Origin of the sequence: Pseudomonas sp. NBRC 111133 (genome assembly GCF_001320605.1) — a bacterium.
GTDB classification, from domain to species: domain Bacteria; phylum Pseudomonadota; class Gammaproteobacteria; order Pseudomonadales; family Pseudomonadaceae; genus Aquipseudomonas; species Aquipseudomonas monteilii.
Genome location: NZ_BCBJ01000023.1, coordinates 1 through 13,823 on the forward strand (window position 1 = coordinate 1; position 13,823 = coordinate 13,823).

Here is a 13,823-nt window from a genome sequence, read left to right on the forward strand (position 1 = left end):
GGGAACCCGGGGCGATTCAAAGTGAAAATCCGCTTCAAGCCACAGAGAGCGCTCTTCGGGTGCTTCCACCTCATCAAACGGTACGTAAAAATCGGAACGGCGAATCCGACGCAGCGACGGATCGAAGCAGAACATTCGGCACAACGCCTGTAGAACGGCAGTTTTGCCTGCTCCGTTCGGGCCAATTAGAAACGTGGAATCCTCAAAGTAGATCGAGGTTGGCTTGCCGAAGGATTGAAAATTACTCAGTCGAACACTGTGCAGCTTCATTGCCTATCTCCGTCCATGATGCGCTGGTTTCCACCAGCCAGGGTGGGAGGAGGATAAGCTCATTTCACACAGTGATGGTAGAGGGCCACTACCCTAATGCGATGTCCTGCGTACGAGCGGAGCGCGATAAACTCGGCCTAGGCTGATCTAGGTAGGTACACCATCCCATGATATTCCCTTGTAACGCAGTCAATCAGCTCATCGGTAAGCCGACGAATCTCGTCGCTAGCCAGTGAGTCTGGAGCGAAGTCGACTACCGAATCAAAATAGCAGTAACCGTCCCAAAAACCTCTAGTGCTGTTGTATCTCGCAATCTCCATGGAATGCGCCTTAGTCATAAACGTACGCAACATCGGCACTCTCAGTTTTCGCGCCTCAAGGTAAACTTCGGATTGATGCTCATAGGATTCAATTACCTCTCTACGAACCTGCTCCGCGTCCGCCTCATCATCTATATACTCAAGATATTCCGTACCATCCCCACACGGAGCATGATTAGTGATAAGCGTATATAAGTGAGACACCGGACGCCCACCATTCATCGCTATGATATCCTCACAATATTGCTCAGCACTCCATATCGAAGACAGGCAACGATTATCTAGCACCAAGGCTATGACATTCGAAAGCAACAGCGTCCTGTACATATCTCTATTCAGATCCAGCAAAATATAATCATATTCTTTAACAAGGGTAGACAACGCATGGCTGGCTACTTTTTTCCGTTTGATCCTCTCAATTTGATATCCGTAGCAAAATCGAATTTCGCCAGGATCTAGAACGCCCGTCCCAGCAAGGTCTTCTTCAAGCTTGCGCTCAAGGTCACGAAGTTCCGCTGAATACAGGATCACATCGGACTCATCGAAATACGTCACAGGGCTATTTTTAATCTTCAGCCGACGATGCTCACGCATTTCGTCACCCATGCTACATCTGTAGACCACATCTCCCGTAATGATTGCCACGCGGCTTCCACGCCTCGCCAACTCCGTGGCCACATCGACCGTAATGGGGGATTTTCCTACTCCGCCCTTATAGGCTGTGATGCTGATGATCTTGCAACCCACAGACAGCAACCTACCGTCGTTCGAAGTCGGCGGATAGGGCACACCATGGCGCTCACAAAAGACACGAAGGCTTCGCTCTGGGATCGTCCTGTGAGATTTGCAGTCCGCCGAGGTCTCGTAGCTTCGCCAAGCCCTAGCCTTAATATCGATAGAAATCGCCGCCTGCTCACAGGTGAGCCTGAGAGATCGTCTCAGATTTTTGAGATCGCTAGGACTGATAAGGGACATAGGTATCCGCCTCCATAGATACCGAAAGAGTAGCGAGCAGCTTTCTGATCGACAATGTGCACAGCGTGCCATCTGGGCCAGTGCGCTTTACCTCGTGCATTCAAGCTTTAACCACCAGGCGGCCTGCACATAGCAACAAGCCATCATGGTAGGATATTGAACTACTCTTCGGCACGACGAGCTCGACACATGTTTGACCCAGAGGATATTGACCCAGACTACATTTCATTCTTATGGAGCGTGTACCACTGCCGCCAAAGTCCATCCGCCGAAGAGTATTTAGATTTCGCCAGGCAGGATCTTACAGACGGTAACACTCCAAGGCATCTTATCAACGCATTATCAAATGCGAAGCGTGCTCTGCACATGAGAATGGAGGATGTATGCCTAGGCTTCGGAGCAGTCTCACTTAAAAGACTTAGAAACTTCCATGCATTATCCGAATACTTAAAGAAGTGCGGACTTCCTTCGCTTTCCGTACTCGAAAAGCTTAATAAAGCAAGAAACGACACCGAACATGACTTCACCGTTCCAGAACAAGAGATGGTTGAAATTTACATTGACGTAGCGCACCTATTTCTAAGTGCTACAGACAGATGGTCTGGCAGGCATCCATGCGACATCGAGATAGATCACAAGAACGAAGCCGGCGATAGGTGGTTGCGTGAGGTTAATTTTCACTGGAGAAAAGGAAGCGTAACACTAAAAATCAATGGCAAAGATAGCCAACGTTATGAATACCCTCACAGTGTTACCTATACCAACAAAGACCCTGAGTTCTTTAAGTGGGTTACCTTTGCCACTAAACACAGTATCTAGCCAGACAAGTGGGGCTATGAAGAACGCGCTCTCTAAGCAAGCGGAGCGCGCAGGCCAGGAAGGCCGAAGGCGTGAAGGCTGTCAGCCCGACAGGGCCGAGACTGGGCGGAACGCCATGGCTCGGTTCACGACAGCCTGGCCGCTATCAGCGGCACGCCCCCTGCGTATAAATCAGTGAAGCCGATTCGGTGATGGGAGATATCCGCCTCCAGCAAGGAGCCTGAACTCGCGGAGGCTTCTCCGACCACCATCTCGCTTAAAGGTAGCCGCGACGTAGCGGGAATTGACGGTGGTAATAACCCAGAACCGCCCTTCCCTCTCTACCTTCTGGATGTCCGAAGTCCGTATCAAGTGACCATCCGAAAACCGCCCATATGGCCCTTTTCGGGCATGTCCATACACCACGCCTACCGCACTGCATGCGTGTATTTGAACGTTCAACAAGTACGCGGTGACCTCGTCCTCATACTCCTGCCCGACAGCTCGAGCAATTCGAAGCAGGTCAAAATCAGAGTAACGCTTAACATGGTAGTCGACTGAAACCGTGCTGATGTCTGTCATGATTATTACGCCCCCGCCATCTCGGCTGCAGCAGCTTTTACAGGGCTGCGCCGGTACAGCTCTTTCAATCCTTTCAGAGACCCCACATCGAGTTCAGGCTCATGGGTGTCGACGTATACTTTTCCGCTCTCGACCTCGAGAACACAGATGGGCACCTCTGCTTTATTGAAGCCCATCGAAAGAGACGTCAGATTTTCCATCTTCCAGCCACCACCTTTGTTCATCCAGCCGGGTGTGACCACTTGGACTTCCCGGACAATCAGGCTCTGATCTTGGGCTAACAACAGCTCAACGAGTCGGGCCTCATCGTTGGGCATTTCCGTATGATTCCTGAATTGACCATCATCGAAACGCTGAACGCTAACGTGATACCAGTGGGTAGCGAGAGCTCTGGATACACTATGCCAATGCATCAGCCCGTCGCCAAACATGCCAGGGATTCCGGCCATGTCAGCTTGGTGGGAACGGAACATATTTTGATCTCTGGAATAGTCGAGTCGTCACGAGCGGGGCCGTGACTCCTAAAAGATTGAGAAGATGCCTTGCAAGGTGGACGACTTACGATAACCAGAGCCCTTAAGCACGTAGACCGTATTCCGCGTCCCGAATAAATATCCATCCTTGAAGGTCTGAGCGATTGTTGACCTAACCCATTCTCCCGGCTCGAAACGCCGCTGTTCATCGTGAACAACCTTGTGGGCAAACAGGAACATGGGCTGGCATCCAGCCGAAGCTACCTTGGCCAGCTCATCTTCAGTGAGGATGGCATCCAAGATCACCCACTCCTCGACAACGCAAAGAGGCATCCACTTGTAGTGCTGCCTGGCGAGGATAAGCACATCAGCTAATTCGAGCTCGCAGCCCATCAAGCTGACACCCTCTCCCATCAGTCCATCATTGATGGCGCCACTCATACATCCTCCTAACGGTGCCCCACCTGAACGCATCTTAAGCGCAGCGGATTCGTCTCTTGCGTCACACGTATCAATATATAGATTTGTGCGGCGCCTAGCAAACACGTCATACCGTCTGCTTTTAGGGAATGGATGGATGTCGCTGCGCTACTCGTTCGCGGCAGTGCTAAGGCTGCTGCGTCATCAGAAGGGTCTGACTCAATCGGACATCTCAAATACCGTGGCCCAGTCCCATGTGAGCCAACTGGAGTCCGCTAAGACAACTGCGACAATCGACGTGAGCTGCGAACTCGCGAGAGCAATGAGGATGCAGCCTGGATCTCTAATCACCCTTGCCCTCGCCTGCTATGGCCAGCGCACGCCACGCGAATTACTTACCGACGTTTTGGCAGAACTCGAGGAGTTGGAGCTTGCGGATGTCGTCTTGAACCATCAGCAGCAGCCCACCAAGACACCCGCGATGATCGATGCAGAACGCAAGAGAGACGCCATTAGAGCATTGAAGCGAGAGGGTGCTACTCAGGCTGAGGCTGCCAGGCAGCTTGGGCTCCCTGAGGCCACATTACGACGCCTATGGCACCAAGTATCTGACAGTTGATTCTTCTCACTGATAAAGCGGAGGCTCAAGCCAAGCTTCGGCATGCTGGCCTTATTTGAGAGGGCGTAAAGCGAGGTAGCCATTTCGCTCCATAACTGTGAACAAGCGCGTCACCAATACCGTTCGTCGGAAAAAATCTAAGCAATTCGACAGCCAAAATGTCAACATTGACAGATAAAAGCACTCTGCATATCGCGTTAAAAATCCTTTTATATCATTGATTTTTAGGGTTTTTTCTCGACATTCCAAAATGTCAATGTAGGGCTGCCTCGGATAATCAAGTCAATGGCGACCGCAGCAACTTCAGTTTCGGCTGGCTGCCGGAGCAACGCGGCCAGTATGGCAGTTGCCTGACCCAAGTCGACTTCAAAGCCAGGAAGGTCATGCCACGCCCCTCGATACGCGGCATGATCGCCCGCACCTACTTCTACATGAGCAAGCAGTACAACCTGCGCCTGTCCCGGCAGGACAGCCAGTTGTTCAAGGCCTGGAACAAGACCTATCCGCCGCAGGCATGGGAGCGGCAACGCAACCAGCAGGTGGCTTGCGTGATGGGCCGGGGGAATGAGTTCGTCGGGCCGGTCAACCTCAAGGCCTGCGGCTGAGCCTCAGGCCAACGCCTGCAAATAGGCGCTGGCTTCCCGGTAGCGGGCCAACCGCGCCAGGTCGGCGGGGCCAGGGCAAGGAATGCGCGTAATGTCGCTGTTATCGGCCAGATCGGCCAGTTTGACGGTTCGCGCCAGCGGGTCATCGCCCAGACGCACCACGAAGTCCTGGTAAGCCTCACCCTCGCGGCGACTGAGCGCCAGCAAGGCTGCAAGGATTTTAAGCGCGAAACCCTCGCGCGCCAGGTCGGACAGGGTCAGCGGGGTGTCCTCAATCACATCGTGAAGTACTGCGACAATCCGTTGTTCGGGTGTGGACACCCGCATCATCACCCGTAGCGGGTGGAGGATATAAGCTGCCCCACCCTTGTCGTATTGCCCTTCATGCGCCCTGGCGGCCACGGCAATGGCCCGCTCCAGTGTAGACATGAGGCCCCTCCCCGTTCGGCATCGTCACTCCAAGCATAGCCAAACTTGTGTGAACAATGCTCAGCGCAAACTTCGGCGAAACTGGCTTGCTCCAAGTCTACGACTTGACGCGATCCCTGTAGGAGCGGCCTTGCATCGCGAAAGGGCCTGGGAAGGTTAGCGTGTGGCCCCGTGCTGGATAACCACCGAATCGGTGCCCAGCTTGGCCATCACTTCATCCCTGCGCGCTTTTGCTTCTTCGCGGGTAGGGAATGGCCCCATCAGCACCACTGGCTTGCCGTCGCGGTATTCCACCGAAGACGGGATGCCCTTTTCGATAAGCCGTGCGGTCATGTCACTCAGCGCGCCCATGTTGGCACCCTGAACCACCTCTACATCCCAGCCCTCGGGTGCCGGTTGGTCTGCCAGCGCCTCGGCGCGGCGCTGCAGGTCGGCACCGCCGCACATCTCGCGGATGCGCAGGTTGTTGCCAGTGTCGTCGACGATGATGTCGTACTGGCCATCGCGCTTGATCGCCACGTAGCTGCGGTAGGCTTCGTACTGCCCGGCATCATCCTTGCCACGGACCTGGCCGCAGATGGTGCCCTGGGTGTCGATCCGTACGTTGCCGAACTTGGCGGTTTTGGGGTTGTGCAGGTGCTCGGCCACCTGCTTGTGCACGCCTTCGACCTCGTTCTCACAGCCCGCCAGGGCGAGCACTGCCATTACCACAGCCAGTTTGCGCACGCGTGTACCTCCAGATTCGAAGGGGCGGATTCTAGCACGCCGACCTCGATCCCGAACCGCGACCAAACGTTACACGCTGCTTCACGCGCACATGCAAAAAGGGCGATCATTTCTGATCGCCCTTTTCGGATTTGGTAGGCACAATTGGACTCGAACCAACGACCCCCACCATGTCAAGGTGGTGCTCTAACCAACTGAGCTATGTGCCTGTCGTGTGGTGCGCATGTTAGTGATCGAATGCACACCTGTAAAGCTTTTTTTTGAGAAAAATCAAAAACTTTCGAATGTAAGCGCTTGGCGCCCCTGCAACGGTTTGCAGCACCCGAAACCGGGCAATGAAAAAAGGGGTGACCCTTGCGGATCACCCCTTCTTCGATTTGGTAGGCACAATTGGACTCGAACCAACGACCCCCACCATGTCAAGGTGGTGCTCTAACCAACTGAGCTATGTGCCTGTCGTGTGGTGCGCATTCTACGCATTCCTAAAACCCTGTCAACACTTTTTTTCGCGCTAAGCTACTGAATCTTAAACTCTTTATAGATAGAAGGGCTGTCAGGTACCCCGTAAAGGATTTTCATCAGACGACTAGCGGGTGTTTATTATTATTGATAGCATCGGTACATTCGTTAAAAATATAAAACACGAGGTTCCTGCAGCATGGCTAACACCCCCTACCCCCAGTCCTACTACGCCGCCTCGGCCAACCCGGTGCCGCCACGTCCGGCGCTGCAGGGTGAGGTGGAAACCGATGTGTGCATCATCGGCGCCGGCTACACCGGCCTGTCCAGCGCCCTGTTCCTGCTGGAGAACGGCTTCAAGGTAAGCATCGTCGAAGCGGCCAAGGTCGGCTTTGGCGCGTCGGGCCGCAACGGCGGCCAGATCGTCAACAGCTACAGCCGCGACATCGACGTCATCGAGCGCACCGTTGGCCCCAAGCAGGCGCAACTGCTGGGCCACATGGCCTTCGAAGGCGGCCGCATCATTCGTGAGCGCGTGGCCAAGTACAACATTCAGTGCGACCTGAAAGACGGTGGTGTGTTCGCCGCCCTCACCAGCAAGCAGATGGGCCACCTGGAGTCGCAAAAGCGCCTGTGGGAACGTTTCGGCCACAACCAGCTGGAGCTGATGGACCAGAAGCGCATCCGCGAAGTGGTCGCCTGCGACAGCTATATCGGCGGCATGCTGGACATGAGCGGCGGCCACATCCACCCGCTCAACCTGGCCCTGGGCGAAGCCGCTGCGGTCGAATCGCTGGGCGGCATCATCTATGAGCAAACCCCAGCGGTGCGCATCGAGCGCGGTGCCAACCCGGTCGTACACACGCCACAAGGTAAAGTGCGCGCCAAGTTCATCATCGTCGCCGGCAACGCCTACCTGGGCAACCTGGTACCGGAACTGGCCGCCAAGTCCATGCCGTGTGGTACCCAGGTGATCACCACCGAGCCGCTGGGTGACGAACTGGCACGCACCCTGCTGCCGCAGGACTACTGCGTCGAAGACTGCAACTACCTGCTCGACTACTACCGCCTCACCAGCGACAAGCGCCTGATCTTCGGCGGCGGCGTGGTGTACGGCGCGCGTGACCCGGCCAACATCGAGGCGATCATCCGTCCGAAGATGCTCAAGGCCTTCCCGCAGCTGAAGAACGTGAAGATCGACTACGCCTGGACCGGCAACTTCCTGCTGACCCTGTCGCGCCTGCCGCAGGTTGGCCGTATCGGTGACAACATCTACTACTCCCAGGGCTGCTCGGGCCACGGCGTAACCTACACCCACCTGGCAGGCAAGGTGCTGGCGGAGGCCCTGCGTGGCCAGGCTGAGCGTTTCGACGCCTTCGCCGGCCTGCCGCACTACCCGTTCCCGGGTGGCCAGATGCTGCGCGTGCCGTTCAGCGCCATCGGTGCCTGGTACTACAGCCTGCGCGATCGCCTGGGCTTCTGATGTAAGCAGGCCCGGCCTATTCGCGGGCAAGCCCGCTCCCACAGGTTCCGCACTGGTTTCAGGCTCAGTGCGATCCCTGTGGGAGCGGGCTTGCCCGCGAAAGGGCTGGCAACGCTATTTGTTCAGGCTACTCACAGCCTGCTTCGCCGCAATCTCCTGCCCCGCCCGCGCCAGCTCATCCGCCGCCTGCAGCCAGCGCTGACGATCCACCTGTGCCGGCAACTGCCTCGGCGGCTGCACCAGCACTGCCCAACTCCCCTGCTTCGCCCACGCCGAGGCAAAGTCATCGAACGCCATCACCTGCCGCCGGTGCATGCCCGAGCGCAACAGCACCCGTTGCTTGTAACGGTCATAGCCGATCAGCACCGCATAACGCGGCTCGCCCCACCACGCCGAACCGTCCTCGTAACGCAGCAGCACCGGGTTGCCAGCCGCCACCTGGGCCAGCAGCGCGTCCAGCTGCTTGTCCAGCGGGTACACCACCATGCCGTAGTCCCGCGCCACACGAGGAATGCCGGTGTCCAGCGCTTCGGCGCCCTGCGGCAGGTTCAACGGTTTGTCCAGCAGCCCCGGCGTGATGGGCGCGCCCTGCTGCGACAGCACGGCCGCCAGGGCCATGGCGCCACTGTGGTTGGCGTTGCCACGGTAGAACGGCACGCTGCTGATCTCGACACGCTGCGGCAGGCCCTTGAGGTTGGCGGGCGGTGCACTGGCACAGCCGGCCAGGCTGGCCGCAATCAGGCAGGCAGCCAGCAGCCGACGGGGGACGGTTTTGAAGGAATGTTGCTGCATGGACGCTCGCTTGTTTCAACGCCAGGCAGGCAGCGCCTGACTCTGGCCAACGATCATAGGCCCCACAGCGGCGCGGGTATAGTCCGACAGCGGCTTAGAGCAAATCGGACCCAGAGATAGACCATTGTTCGATGGAACGTCACAGGCGAAGGGCTAGACTAAAGCAGTGTCTGGAAGGCAAGCGCTGGCTGACCGTGCGCTGCCCTTGGAGATGGAGGCACAGATGAGCCTGACCATGGCAATCCTCATGCTGGTGGGCATGTGGCTGAGCGTCGCAGCCGCCATGCTGTGGGGTGTACTCCGTATCGTGCGGCGTCATTCCCACCACCACCTGCCACCGCAGGCACCCGCCAGGCCGCAGCCTGTACGCCGGGCACGGCGGCATGCCGGGGTGCACTAAACTTTCAGAAACCGCGAACGGGGCGCATGGCGCCCCGTTTTTTTATCAACCTTCAGCCGCCTCACGCTTCAATCGCGCCCTGCGAGCCAGGATGTTGAGGATCTCGATCGCGGTCGAGAACGCCATGGCCGCATACACATACCCCTTCGGCACATGGGCACCAAAGCCTTCAGCGATCAGTGTCATGCCGATCATGATCAGGAAGCCCAGGGCCAGCATGACCACCGTCGGGTTGTCATTGATAAAGTTGGCCAGCGGGTCGGCGGCCACCATCATCACGATTACAGCCGTGATCACGGCAATGATCATGATCGGCAAGTGCTCGGTCATGCCCACGGCGGTGATGATGCTGTCCACCGAGAAGACGATGTCCAGCAGCAAAATCTGGAAGATCGCCGCCGCAAAGCCCAAGGTAACCGTAGACGACACCTTGGCTTCTTCCTTGGCGCCGTGCGGGTCGACGTTTTCGTGAATCTCCTTGGTCGCCTTCCACAGCAGGAACAGGCCACCGGCAATCAGGATCACGTCCTTCCACGAGAAGGCGTTGCCGAACACTTCGAACACCGGGTCGGTCAGCTGAACGATCCAGGCCACCGTGCTGAGCAAGGCCAGGCGCATGACCAAGGCCATGCTGATACCAATGCGACGCGCCTTGGAACGGTATTCCACCGGCAGCTTGTTGGTCAGGATGGAAATGAAGATCAGGTTGTCGATGCCCAGTACAACTTCCATGGCCACCAGCGTAGCCAGGGCAACCCAGGCGGTGGGGCTAGCGGCGAGTTCCAGCAAGTATTCCATTGTTCAAATCCTGCAGCGGCGGGGTGGGGTCAGATTTCCTGAGTGTCTTTTTTCTTGTCGGCATCTTCAAGCGTGTGCCCTTCTTTGCCGATGGCCTCACTCAAGGCCTGTTGGGCGGCCTTGTTGGTGTCGTCGATCGCCTGCTTGGCCGACTGCGCCGCCTGGTCGAGCACCTGCTGGGCGGATTTCTCGGCCTGGTCGCAACCCGCGAGCGTGAACAGGGCCAACGCCAGCACCAACGGGGTGCCAATGGATTTGAGTTGTAGCATGGTGTCCTCGCATGAAATATCCCGGCGGCGCATGGCGCCTGATGCCGTGCATTCTAGAGACGCCAATAGTTCAGGAAAATTCGTATTTTCATGGCGTATACTTCGGTTTTTACGAATCGGGGCGACCGACGGTGCTCAACTATCGCCAACTGCATTACTTCTGGGTCGTGGCCAAGACGGGCAGCATCACCCGCGCCAGCGAACAGCTCAACCTCACACCACAAACCATCAGCGGGCAGATCAGCCTGTTCGAGCAAACCTATGGCCTGGAGCTGTTCCAGCGTGCGGGCCGACAGCTGGAGCTGACCGAGACAGGCCGCCAGGCGCTGGTTTATGCCGAGCAGATGTTCCAGATCGGCGGCGAGCTGGAAGCCATGCTGCGCGCCGGCCCGCAAGAGCAGATCCTGTTCCGCGTGGGGGTGGCCGACGTGGTGCCCAAATCCATCGTCTACCGCCTGCTGGCACCGACCATGGAGCTGGATGAAGTGCTGCGCATCAACTGCCGCGAAGACAAACTCGAGCGGTTGTTGGCAGACCTGGCCATCCAGCGCCTGGACCTGGTGATTTCCGACAGCCCCATGCCCAGCCACCTGGACATCAAAGGCTACAGCCAGAAACTGGGCGAATGCGGACTGAGCTTCTTCGCCACCCCGGCGCTGGCACAACGGCTGGACGGCCCCTTCCCGGCTTGCCTGCAGGATGCACCGCTGCTTGTTCCCGGCCAGGAGACCGTGGTGCGCAGCCGCCTGCTGCGCTGGCTAGGCGAGCAACAGGTGCAGCCACGGATCGTGGGCGAGTTCGATGACAGTGCCTTGATGCAGGCGTTCGGGCAGTCAGGCAGCGGCATTTTCGTCGCCCCCAGCGTGATTACCGACGAAGTGTGCCGCCAGTATGGCGTGGAACTGATCGGGCAGACCGAGGCCGTGCATGAGTCGTTCTATGCCATTTCGGTGGAACGCAAGGTCAAGCACCCGGGGATCGTGGCGATTACCGAAGGCGCACGGCGGGAGTTGTTTCACTGGTGACGTTGGCCCCTGCGACGACACAGCCGAGGCTGCGCCGCCGCGCTCTGTGCTAAAGTCGCGCCCTTTCACAATAATGAGATTGTGCTGCACATGTCCCCTGTACTTCGCCTACTCAACCGAACCAGCCTGGTGACGCAGATCGTCATTGGCCTGCTTGCCGGTATTGCACTGGCCCTGCTGGCGCCCGCCATGGCCCTGGACCTCGCCTTTCTCGGCAAACTGTTCGTCAGCGCGCTGAAAGCGGTTGCGCCGGTCCTGGTGTTCATCCTGGTCATGGCCTCGATCGCGAATCACCGCCACGGTCAGGAAACCCACATTCGGCCAATTCTGTGGCTGTACCTGCTAGGCACTTTTGCCGCGGCGGCTGTGGCGGTCGTTGCCAGCATGCTGTTCCCTTCCACGCTGGCGCTGAGCGCGGGTGATGCCACACTGGCGGCTCCGGGAGGCATCAGCGAGGTTCTGCAGAACCTGGTGCTCAGCGCAGTGGACAACCCGGTCAACGCGCTGCTCAGCGGTAATTTCATCGGCATCCTGAGCTGGGCCATCGGCCTGGGCGTTGCGCTGCGCCATGCCAGCCCGGCCACCCGCACGGTCGTGGAAGACTTGTCCAATGGCGTGACCCTGATCGTGCGCGTGGTCATCCGTTTCGCCCCGCTGGGCATCTTTGGCCTGGTCAGCGCCACCCTGGCGCAGTCTGGCCTGGACGCTCTGCTCGGCTACCTGCACCTTCTTGCAGTCCTGATCAGCTGCATGCTGTTCGTGGCGCTGATCATGAACCCACTGATCGTGTTCTGGAAAATCCGCCGCAACCCCTACCCACTCACCCTGCTGTGCCTGCGCGAAAGCGGCATTACCGCGTTCTTCACCCGTAGCTCGGCGGCCAACATCCCGGTCAACCTGGCCCTGTCGGAGCGCCTTGGCCTGCATGAAGATACCTATTCGGTCTCGATCCCGCTGGGTGCCACCATCAACATGGCCGGTGCCGCCATTACCATCACCGTGCTGACCCTGGCAGCGGTACACACCCTGGGTATCCAGGTGGACCTGCCAACTGCCGTGCTGCTCAGCGTGGTGGCTGCGGTATGTGCCTGCGGCGCATCGGGTGTGGCAGGTGGTTCGCTGTTGTTGATTCCACTGGCGTGCAGCCTGTTTGGTATCCCCAGTGAAATTGCCATGCAAGTGGTAGCGGTGGGCTTCATTATCGGTGTGCTGCAGGATTCGGCCGAAACGGCGCTGAATTCTTCGACCGATGTGCTGTTCACTGCAGCGGCGTGCCAGGCAGAAGAGCGGCGCAGCGCTTGAGATTGTCGGGGCCGCATCGCGGCCCCAATTGCTATACACCGTGGCATTACCTACCCTAGTGGCCTTTCCCCAGCAATGAGACAGGGCCATGTCAGAACACGAAACCGCAGGTGAAGGCCGCTTCAACAGCATCGAGATCCGCGTTCTCGGCTCACTGATCGAAAAGCAGGCCACCAGCCCGGAAAGCTACCCACTGACCCTCAATGCCCTGGTCCTGGCCTGCAACCAGAAGACCAGCCGCGAGCCGGTGATGAACCTTACACAAGGCCAGGTCGGCCAGGCCCTGCGTGCCCTCGAAGGGCAAGACATGACCCGCCTGCAGATGGGCAGCCGTGCCGATCGCTGGGAACAGCGGGTAGACAAGGCCCTGGAGCTGGTACCGGCCCAACTGGTGCTGATGGGCTTGATGTTCCTGCGCGGCCCGCAAACCCTCAACGAACTGCTGACCCGCAGTAACCGCCTGCACGACTTCGACGACACCGAACAGATCCAGCACCAGCTGGAACGCCTGATATCGCGGGATCTGGCCTTGCACCTGCCGCGCCAGGCCGGCCAGCGTGAAGACCGCTACACCCATGCATTGGGTGACCCTGCGGAAATCGAGGCGATCCTCGCTGCACGCCAGCAGGAAGGTGGCGTGCGCAGCAGTGGCGCCAGTGTGTCGGAAGAACGGATCGAAGCCCTGGAAGCCCGCATTGCGGCGCTGGAGGCGCGCCTGGCCGAGCTGGAAGGCTGAGCCGTCACGGCTCGCGGTCGGGGAAGTTGCGGCAGCTCTTGCGTTCGGCCAGCTCCCTGTCACTGGGGCGCTGGTCGACGAACACGGTGCGGCCGTCGGCGTAGATTTCCAGGTAACCCCAGTGCAGGTCCTGTTCTTTCTGCCCGGGCTTTGGAGGGACTAACCACCAGGGTTCGCGGCTGATCAGGGTCATGAGAGTTGTTCCTGAGGGATCTGCAGTAAGCATAGACACCTTCAAGTACAACTTTGCCAATACCAGCCCTTTCGCGGGCAAGCCCGCTCCCACAGTGACTGCCACAACATCAAGGTGTGTGCAGTACTTGTGGGAGCGGGCTTGCCCGC

Annotated in this window: 18 protein-coding genes, 2 tRNA genes and 1 pseudogene; 8 read left to right on the forward strand and 13 right to left on the reverse strand. The window is 58.2% G+C overall.

Annotated elements, in window-relative coordinates; all coding sequences use genetic code 11:
• Together APH36_RS04180 and APH36_RS04185 are read right to left on the reverse strand one after the other, a co-directional pair.
• The coding region (locus APH36_RS04180) for an AAA family ATPase (protein ID WP_156342057.1) at nucleotides 1-270 on the reverse strand (270 nt) is incomplete at its 3' end.
• A gap of 137 nt (nucleotides 271-407) precedes the next feature.
• Entirely contained in the window at nucleotides 408-1,637 is a 1,230-nt protein-coding gene (locus APH36_RS04185) for a ParA family protein (RefSeq protein ID WP_080578069.1), read from the reverse strand.
• A gap of 117 nt (nucleotides 1,638-1,754) precedes the next feature.
• On the opposite strand from APH36_RS04185, the gene APH36_RS31545 reads away from it, so the two are divergent.
• Nucleotides 1,755-2,384, forward strand: a complete 630-nt coding sequence (locus APH36_RS31545; protein ID WP_134792788.1) for a hypothetical protein — start codon at nucleotides 1,755-1,757, stop codon at nucleotides 2,382-2,384.
• A gap of 171 nt (nucleotides 2,385-2,555) precedes the next feature.
• Here the strand turns inward: APH36_RS31545 and APH36_RS32535 are convergent, their stop codons facing one another.
• Genes APH36_RS32535 through APH36_RS04195 form a run of 3 tightly spaced genes read right to left on the reverse strand, consistent with a single transcriptional unit; the run spans nucleotide 2,556 to nucleotide 3,859 of the window.
• Nucleotides 2,556-2,945 (reverse strand): hypothetical protein, encoded by a 390-nt coding sequence (locus tag APH36_RS32535; RefSeq protein ID WP_080578070.1) that lies wholly within the window; start codon nucleotides 2,943-2,945, stop codon nucleotides 2,556-2,558.
• Nucleotides 2,946-2,950: 5 nt separating this feature from the next.
• Nucleotides 2,951-3,418, reverse strand: coding sequence for a hypothetical protein (locus APH36_RS04190; RefSeq protein ID WP_016711400.1), 468 nt, complete (start codon nucleotides 3,416-3,418; stop codon nucleotides 2,951-2,953).
• A 48-nt stretch (nucleotides 3,419-3,466) separates the two neighbouring features.
• The gene (locus tag APH36_RS04195) at nucleotides 3,467-3,859 is read right to left on the reverse strand and encodes a hypothetical protein (protein WP_016711401.1); all 393 of its coding nucleotides are present in this window, start codon (nucleotides 3,857-3,859) and stop codon (nucleotides 3,467-3,469) included.
• A gap of 136 nt (nucleotides 3,860-3,995) precedes the next feature.
• On the opposite strand from APH36_RS04195, the gene APH36_RS04200 reads away from it, so the two are divergent.
• Both APH36_RS04200 and APH36_RS04205 read left to right on the forward strand, forming a co-directional pair.
• Complete coding sequence (locus tag APH36_RS04200) at nucleotides 3,996-4,457, forward strand: helix-turn-helix domain-containing protein (protein WP_016711402.1); 462 nt, start codon at nucleotides 3,996-3,998, stop codon at nucleotides 4,455-4,457.
• Between the two features lie 269 nt (nucleotides 4,458-4,726).
• A pseudogene (locus APH36_RS04205) lies at nucleotides 4,727-5,062 on the forward strand (endonuclease); the annotation flags it as partial.
• A gap of 3 nt (nucleotides 5,063-5,065) precedes the next feature.
• On the opposite strand, the gene APH36_RS04210 reads toward APH36_RS04205, so the two are convergent.
• From APH36_RS04210 to APH36_RS04225, 4 genes are all read right to left on the reverse strand, one after another.
• On the reverse strand, nucleotides 5,066-5,491 hold the full coding sequence (locus tag APH36_RS04210) for a GTP pyrophosphokinase (protein ID WP_060497607.1): 426 nt from the start codon (nucleotides 5,489-5,491) through the stop codon (nucleotides 5,066-5,068).
• Between the two features lie 156 nt (nucleotides 5,492-5,647).
• Nucleotides 5,648-6,217 (reverse strand): SPOR domain-containing protein, encoded by a 570-nt coding sequence (locus APH36_RS04215; RefSeq protein WP_060497608.1) that lies wholly within the window; start codon nucleotides 6,215-6,217, stop codon nucleotides 5,648-5,650.
• Between the two features lie 132 nt (nucleotides 6,218-6,349).
• Nucleotides 6,350-6,426: transfer RNA gene (locus APH36_RS04220), tRNA-Val, on the reverse strand.
• A gap of 169 nt (nucleotides 6,427-6,595) precedes the next feature.
• Nucleotides 6,596-6,672 (reverse strand) — tRNA-Val (locus tag APH36_RS04225).
• Between the two features lie 203 nt (nucleotides 6,673-6,875).
• On the opposite strand from APH36_RS04225, the gene APH36_RS04230 reads away from it, so the two are divergent.
• Nucleotides 6,876-8,159, forward strand: a complete 1,284-nt coding sequence (locus APH36_RS04230) for an FAD-binding oxidoreductase (RefSeq protein WP_060497609.1) — start codon at nucleotides 6,876-6,878, stop codon at nucleotides 8,157-8,159.
• 114 nt (nucleotides 8,160-8,273) lie between these two features.
• Here APH36_RS04230 and APH36_RS04235 read toward each other — a convergent pair whose 3' ends face one another.
• Complete coding sequence (locus APH36_RS04235; RefSeq protein ID WP_060497610.1) at nucleotides 8,274-8,951, reverse strand: peptidase C39 family protein; 678 nt, start codon at nucleotides 8,949-8,951, stop codon at nucleotides 8,274-8,276.
• Nucleotides 8,952-9,174: 223 nt separating this feature from the next.
• On the opposite strand from APH36_RS04235, the gene APH36_RS32010 reads away from it, so the two are divergent.
• Nucleotides 9,175-9,351: a hypothetical protein gene (locus APH36_RS32010; protein ID WP_164524771.1), complete on the forward strand. Its 177-nt coding sequence runs from the start codon at nucleotides 9,175-9,177 to the stop codon at nucleotides 9,349-9,351.
• Between the two features lie 45 nt (nucleotides 9,352-9,396).
• On the opposite strand, the gene APH36_RS04240 is transcribed toward APH36_RS32010, so the two are convergent.
• Complete coding sequence (locus tag APH36_RS04240; protein WP_019096844.1) at nucleotides 9,397-10,149, reverse strand: TerC family protein; 753 nt, start codon at nucleotides 10,147-10,149, stop codon at nucleotides 9,397-9,399.
• 29 nt (nucleotides 10,150-10,178) lie between these two features.
• Nucleotides 10,179-10,418, reverse strand: coding sequence for a hypothetical protein (locus APH36_RS04245; protein WP_060497611.1), 240 nt, complete (start codon nucleotides 10,416-10,418; stop codon nucleotides 10,179-10,181).
• 131 nt (nucleotides 10,419-10,549) lie between these two features.
• Between APH36_RS04245 and nhaR the strand changes: the two genes are divergently transcribed.
• The 3 genes from nhaR to APH36_RS04260 all read left to right on the forward strand — a co-directional run bounded on the left by nhaR (nucleotide 10,550) and on the right by APH36_RS04260 (nucleotide 13,481).
• Nucleotides 10,550-11,443: a transcriptional activator NhaR gene (gene nhaR, locus APH36_RS04250; RefSeq protein WP_060497612.1), complete on the forward strand. Its 894-nt coding sequence runs from the start codon at nucleotides 10,550-10,552 to the stop codon at nucleotides 11,441-11,443.
• A 90-nt stretch (nucleotides 11,444-11,533) separates the two neighbouring features.
• Nucleotides 11,534-12,745 carry a serine/threonine transporter SstT gene (gene sstT, locus APH36_RS04255; protein ID WP_060497613.1) on the forward strand — a complete coding sequence of 404 codons (1,212 nt, stop codon included), beginning with the start codon at nucleotides 11,534-11,536 and terminating at the stop codon, nucleotides 12,743-12,745.
• Nucleotides 12,746-12,833: 88 nt separating this feature from the next.
• Nucleotides 12,834-13,481, forward strand: coding sequence for a YceH family protein (locus APH36_RS04260; RefSeq protein ID WP_060497614.1), 648 nt, complete (start codon nucleotides 12,834-12,836; stop codon nucleotides 13,479-13,481).
• A gap of 4 nt (nucleotides 13,482-13,485) precedes the next feature.
• Here APH36_RS04260 and APH36_RS04265 read toward each other — a convergent pair whose 3' ends face one another.
• Nucleotides 13,486-13,674 carry a hypothetical protein gene (locus APH36_RS04265; RefSeq protein WP_043199601.1) on the reverse strand — a complete coding sequence of 63 codons (189 nt, stop codon included), beginning with the start codon at nucleotides 13,672-13,674 and terminating at the stop codon, nucleotides 13,486-13,488.
• Nucleotides 13,675-13,823: the final 149 nt, after the last annotated feature.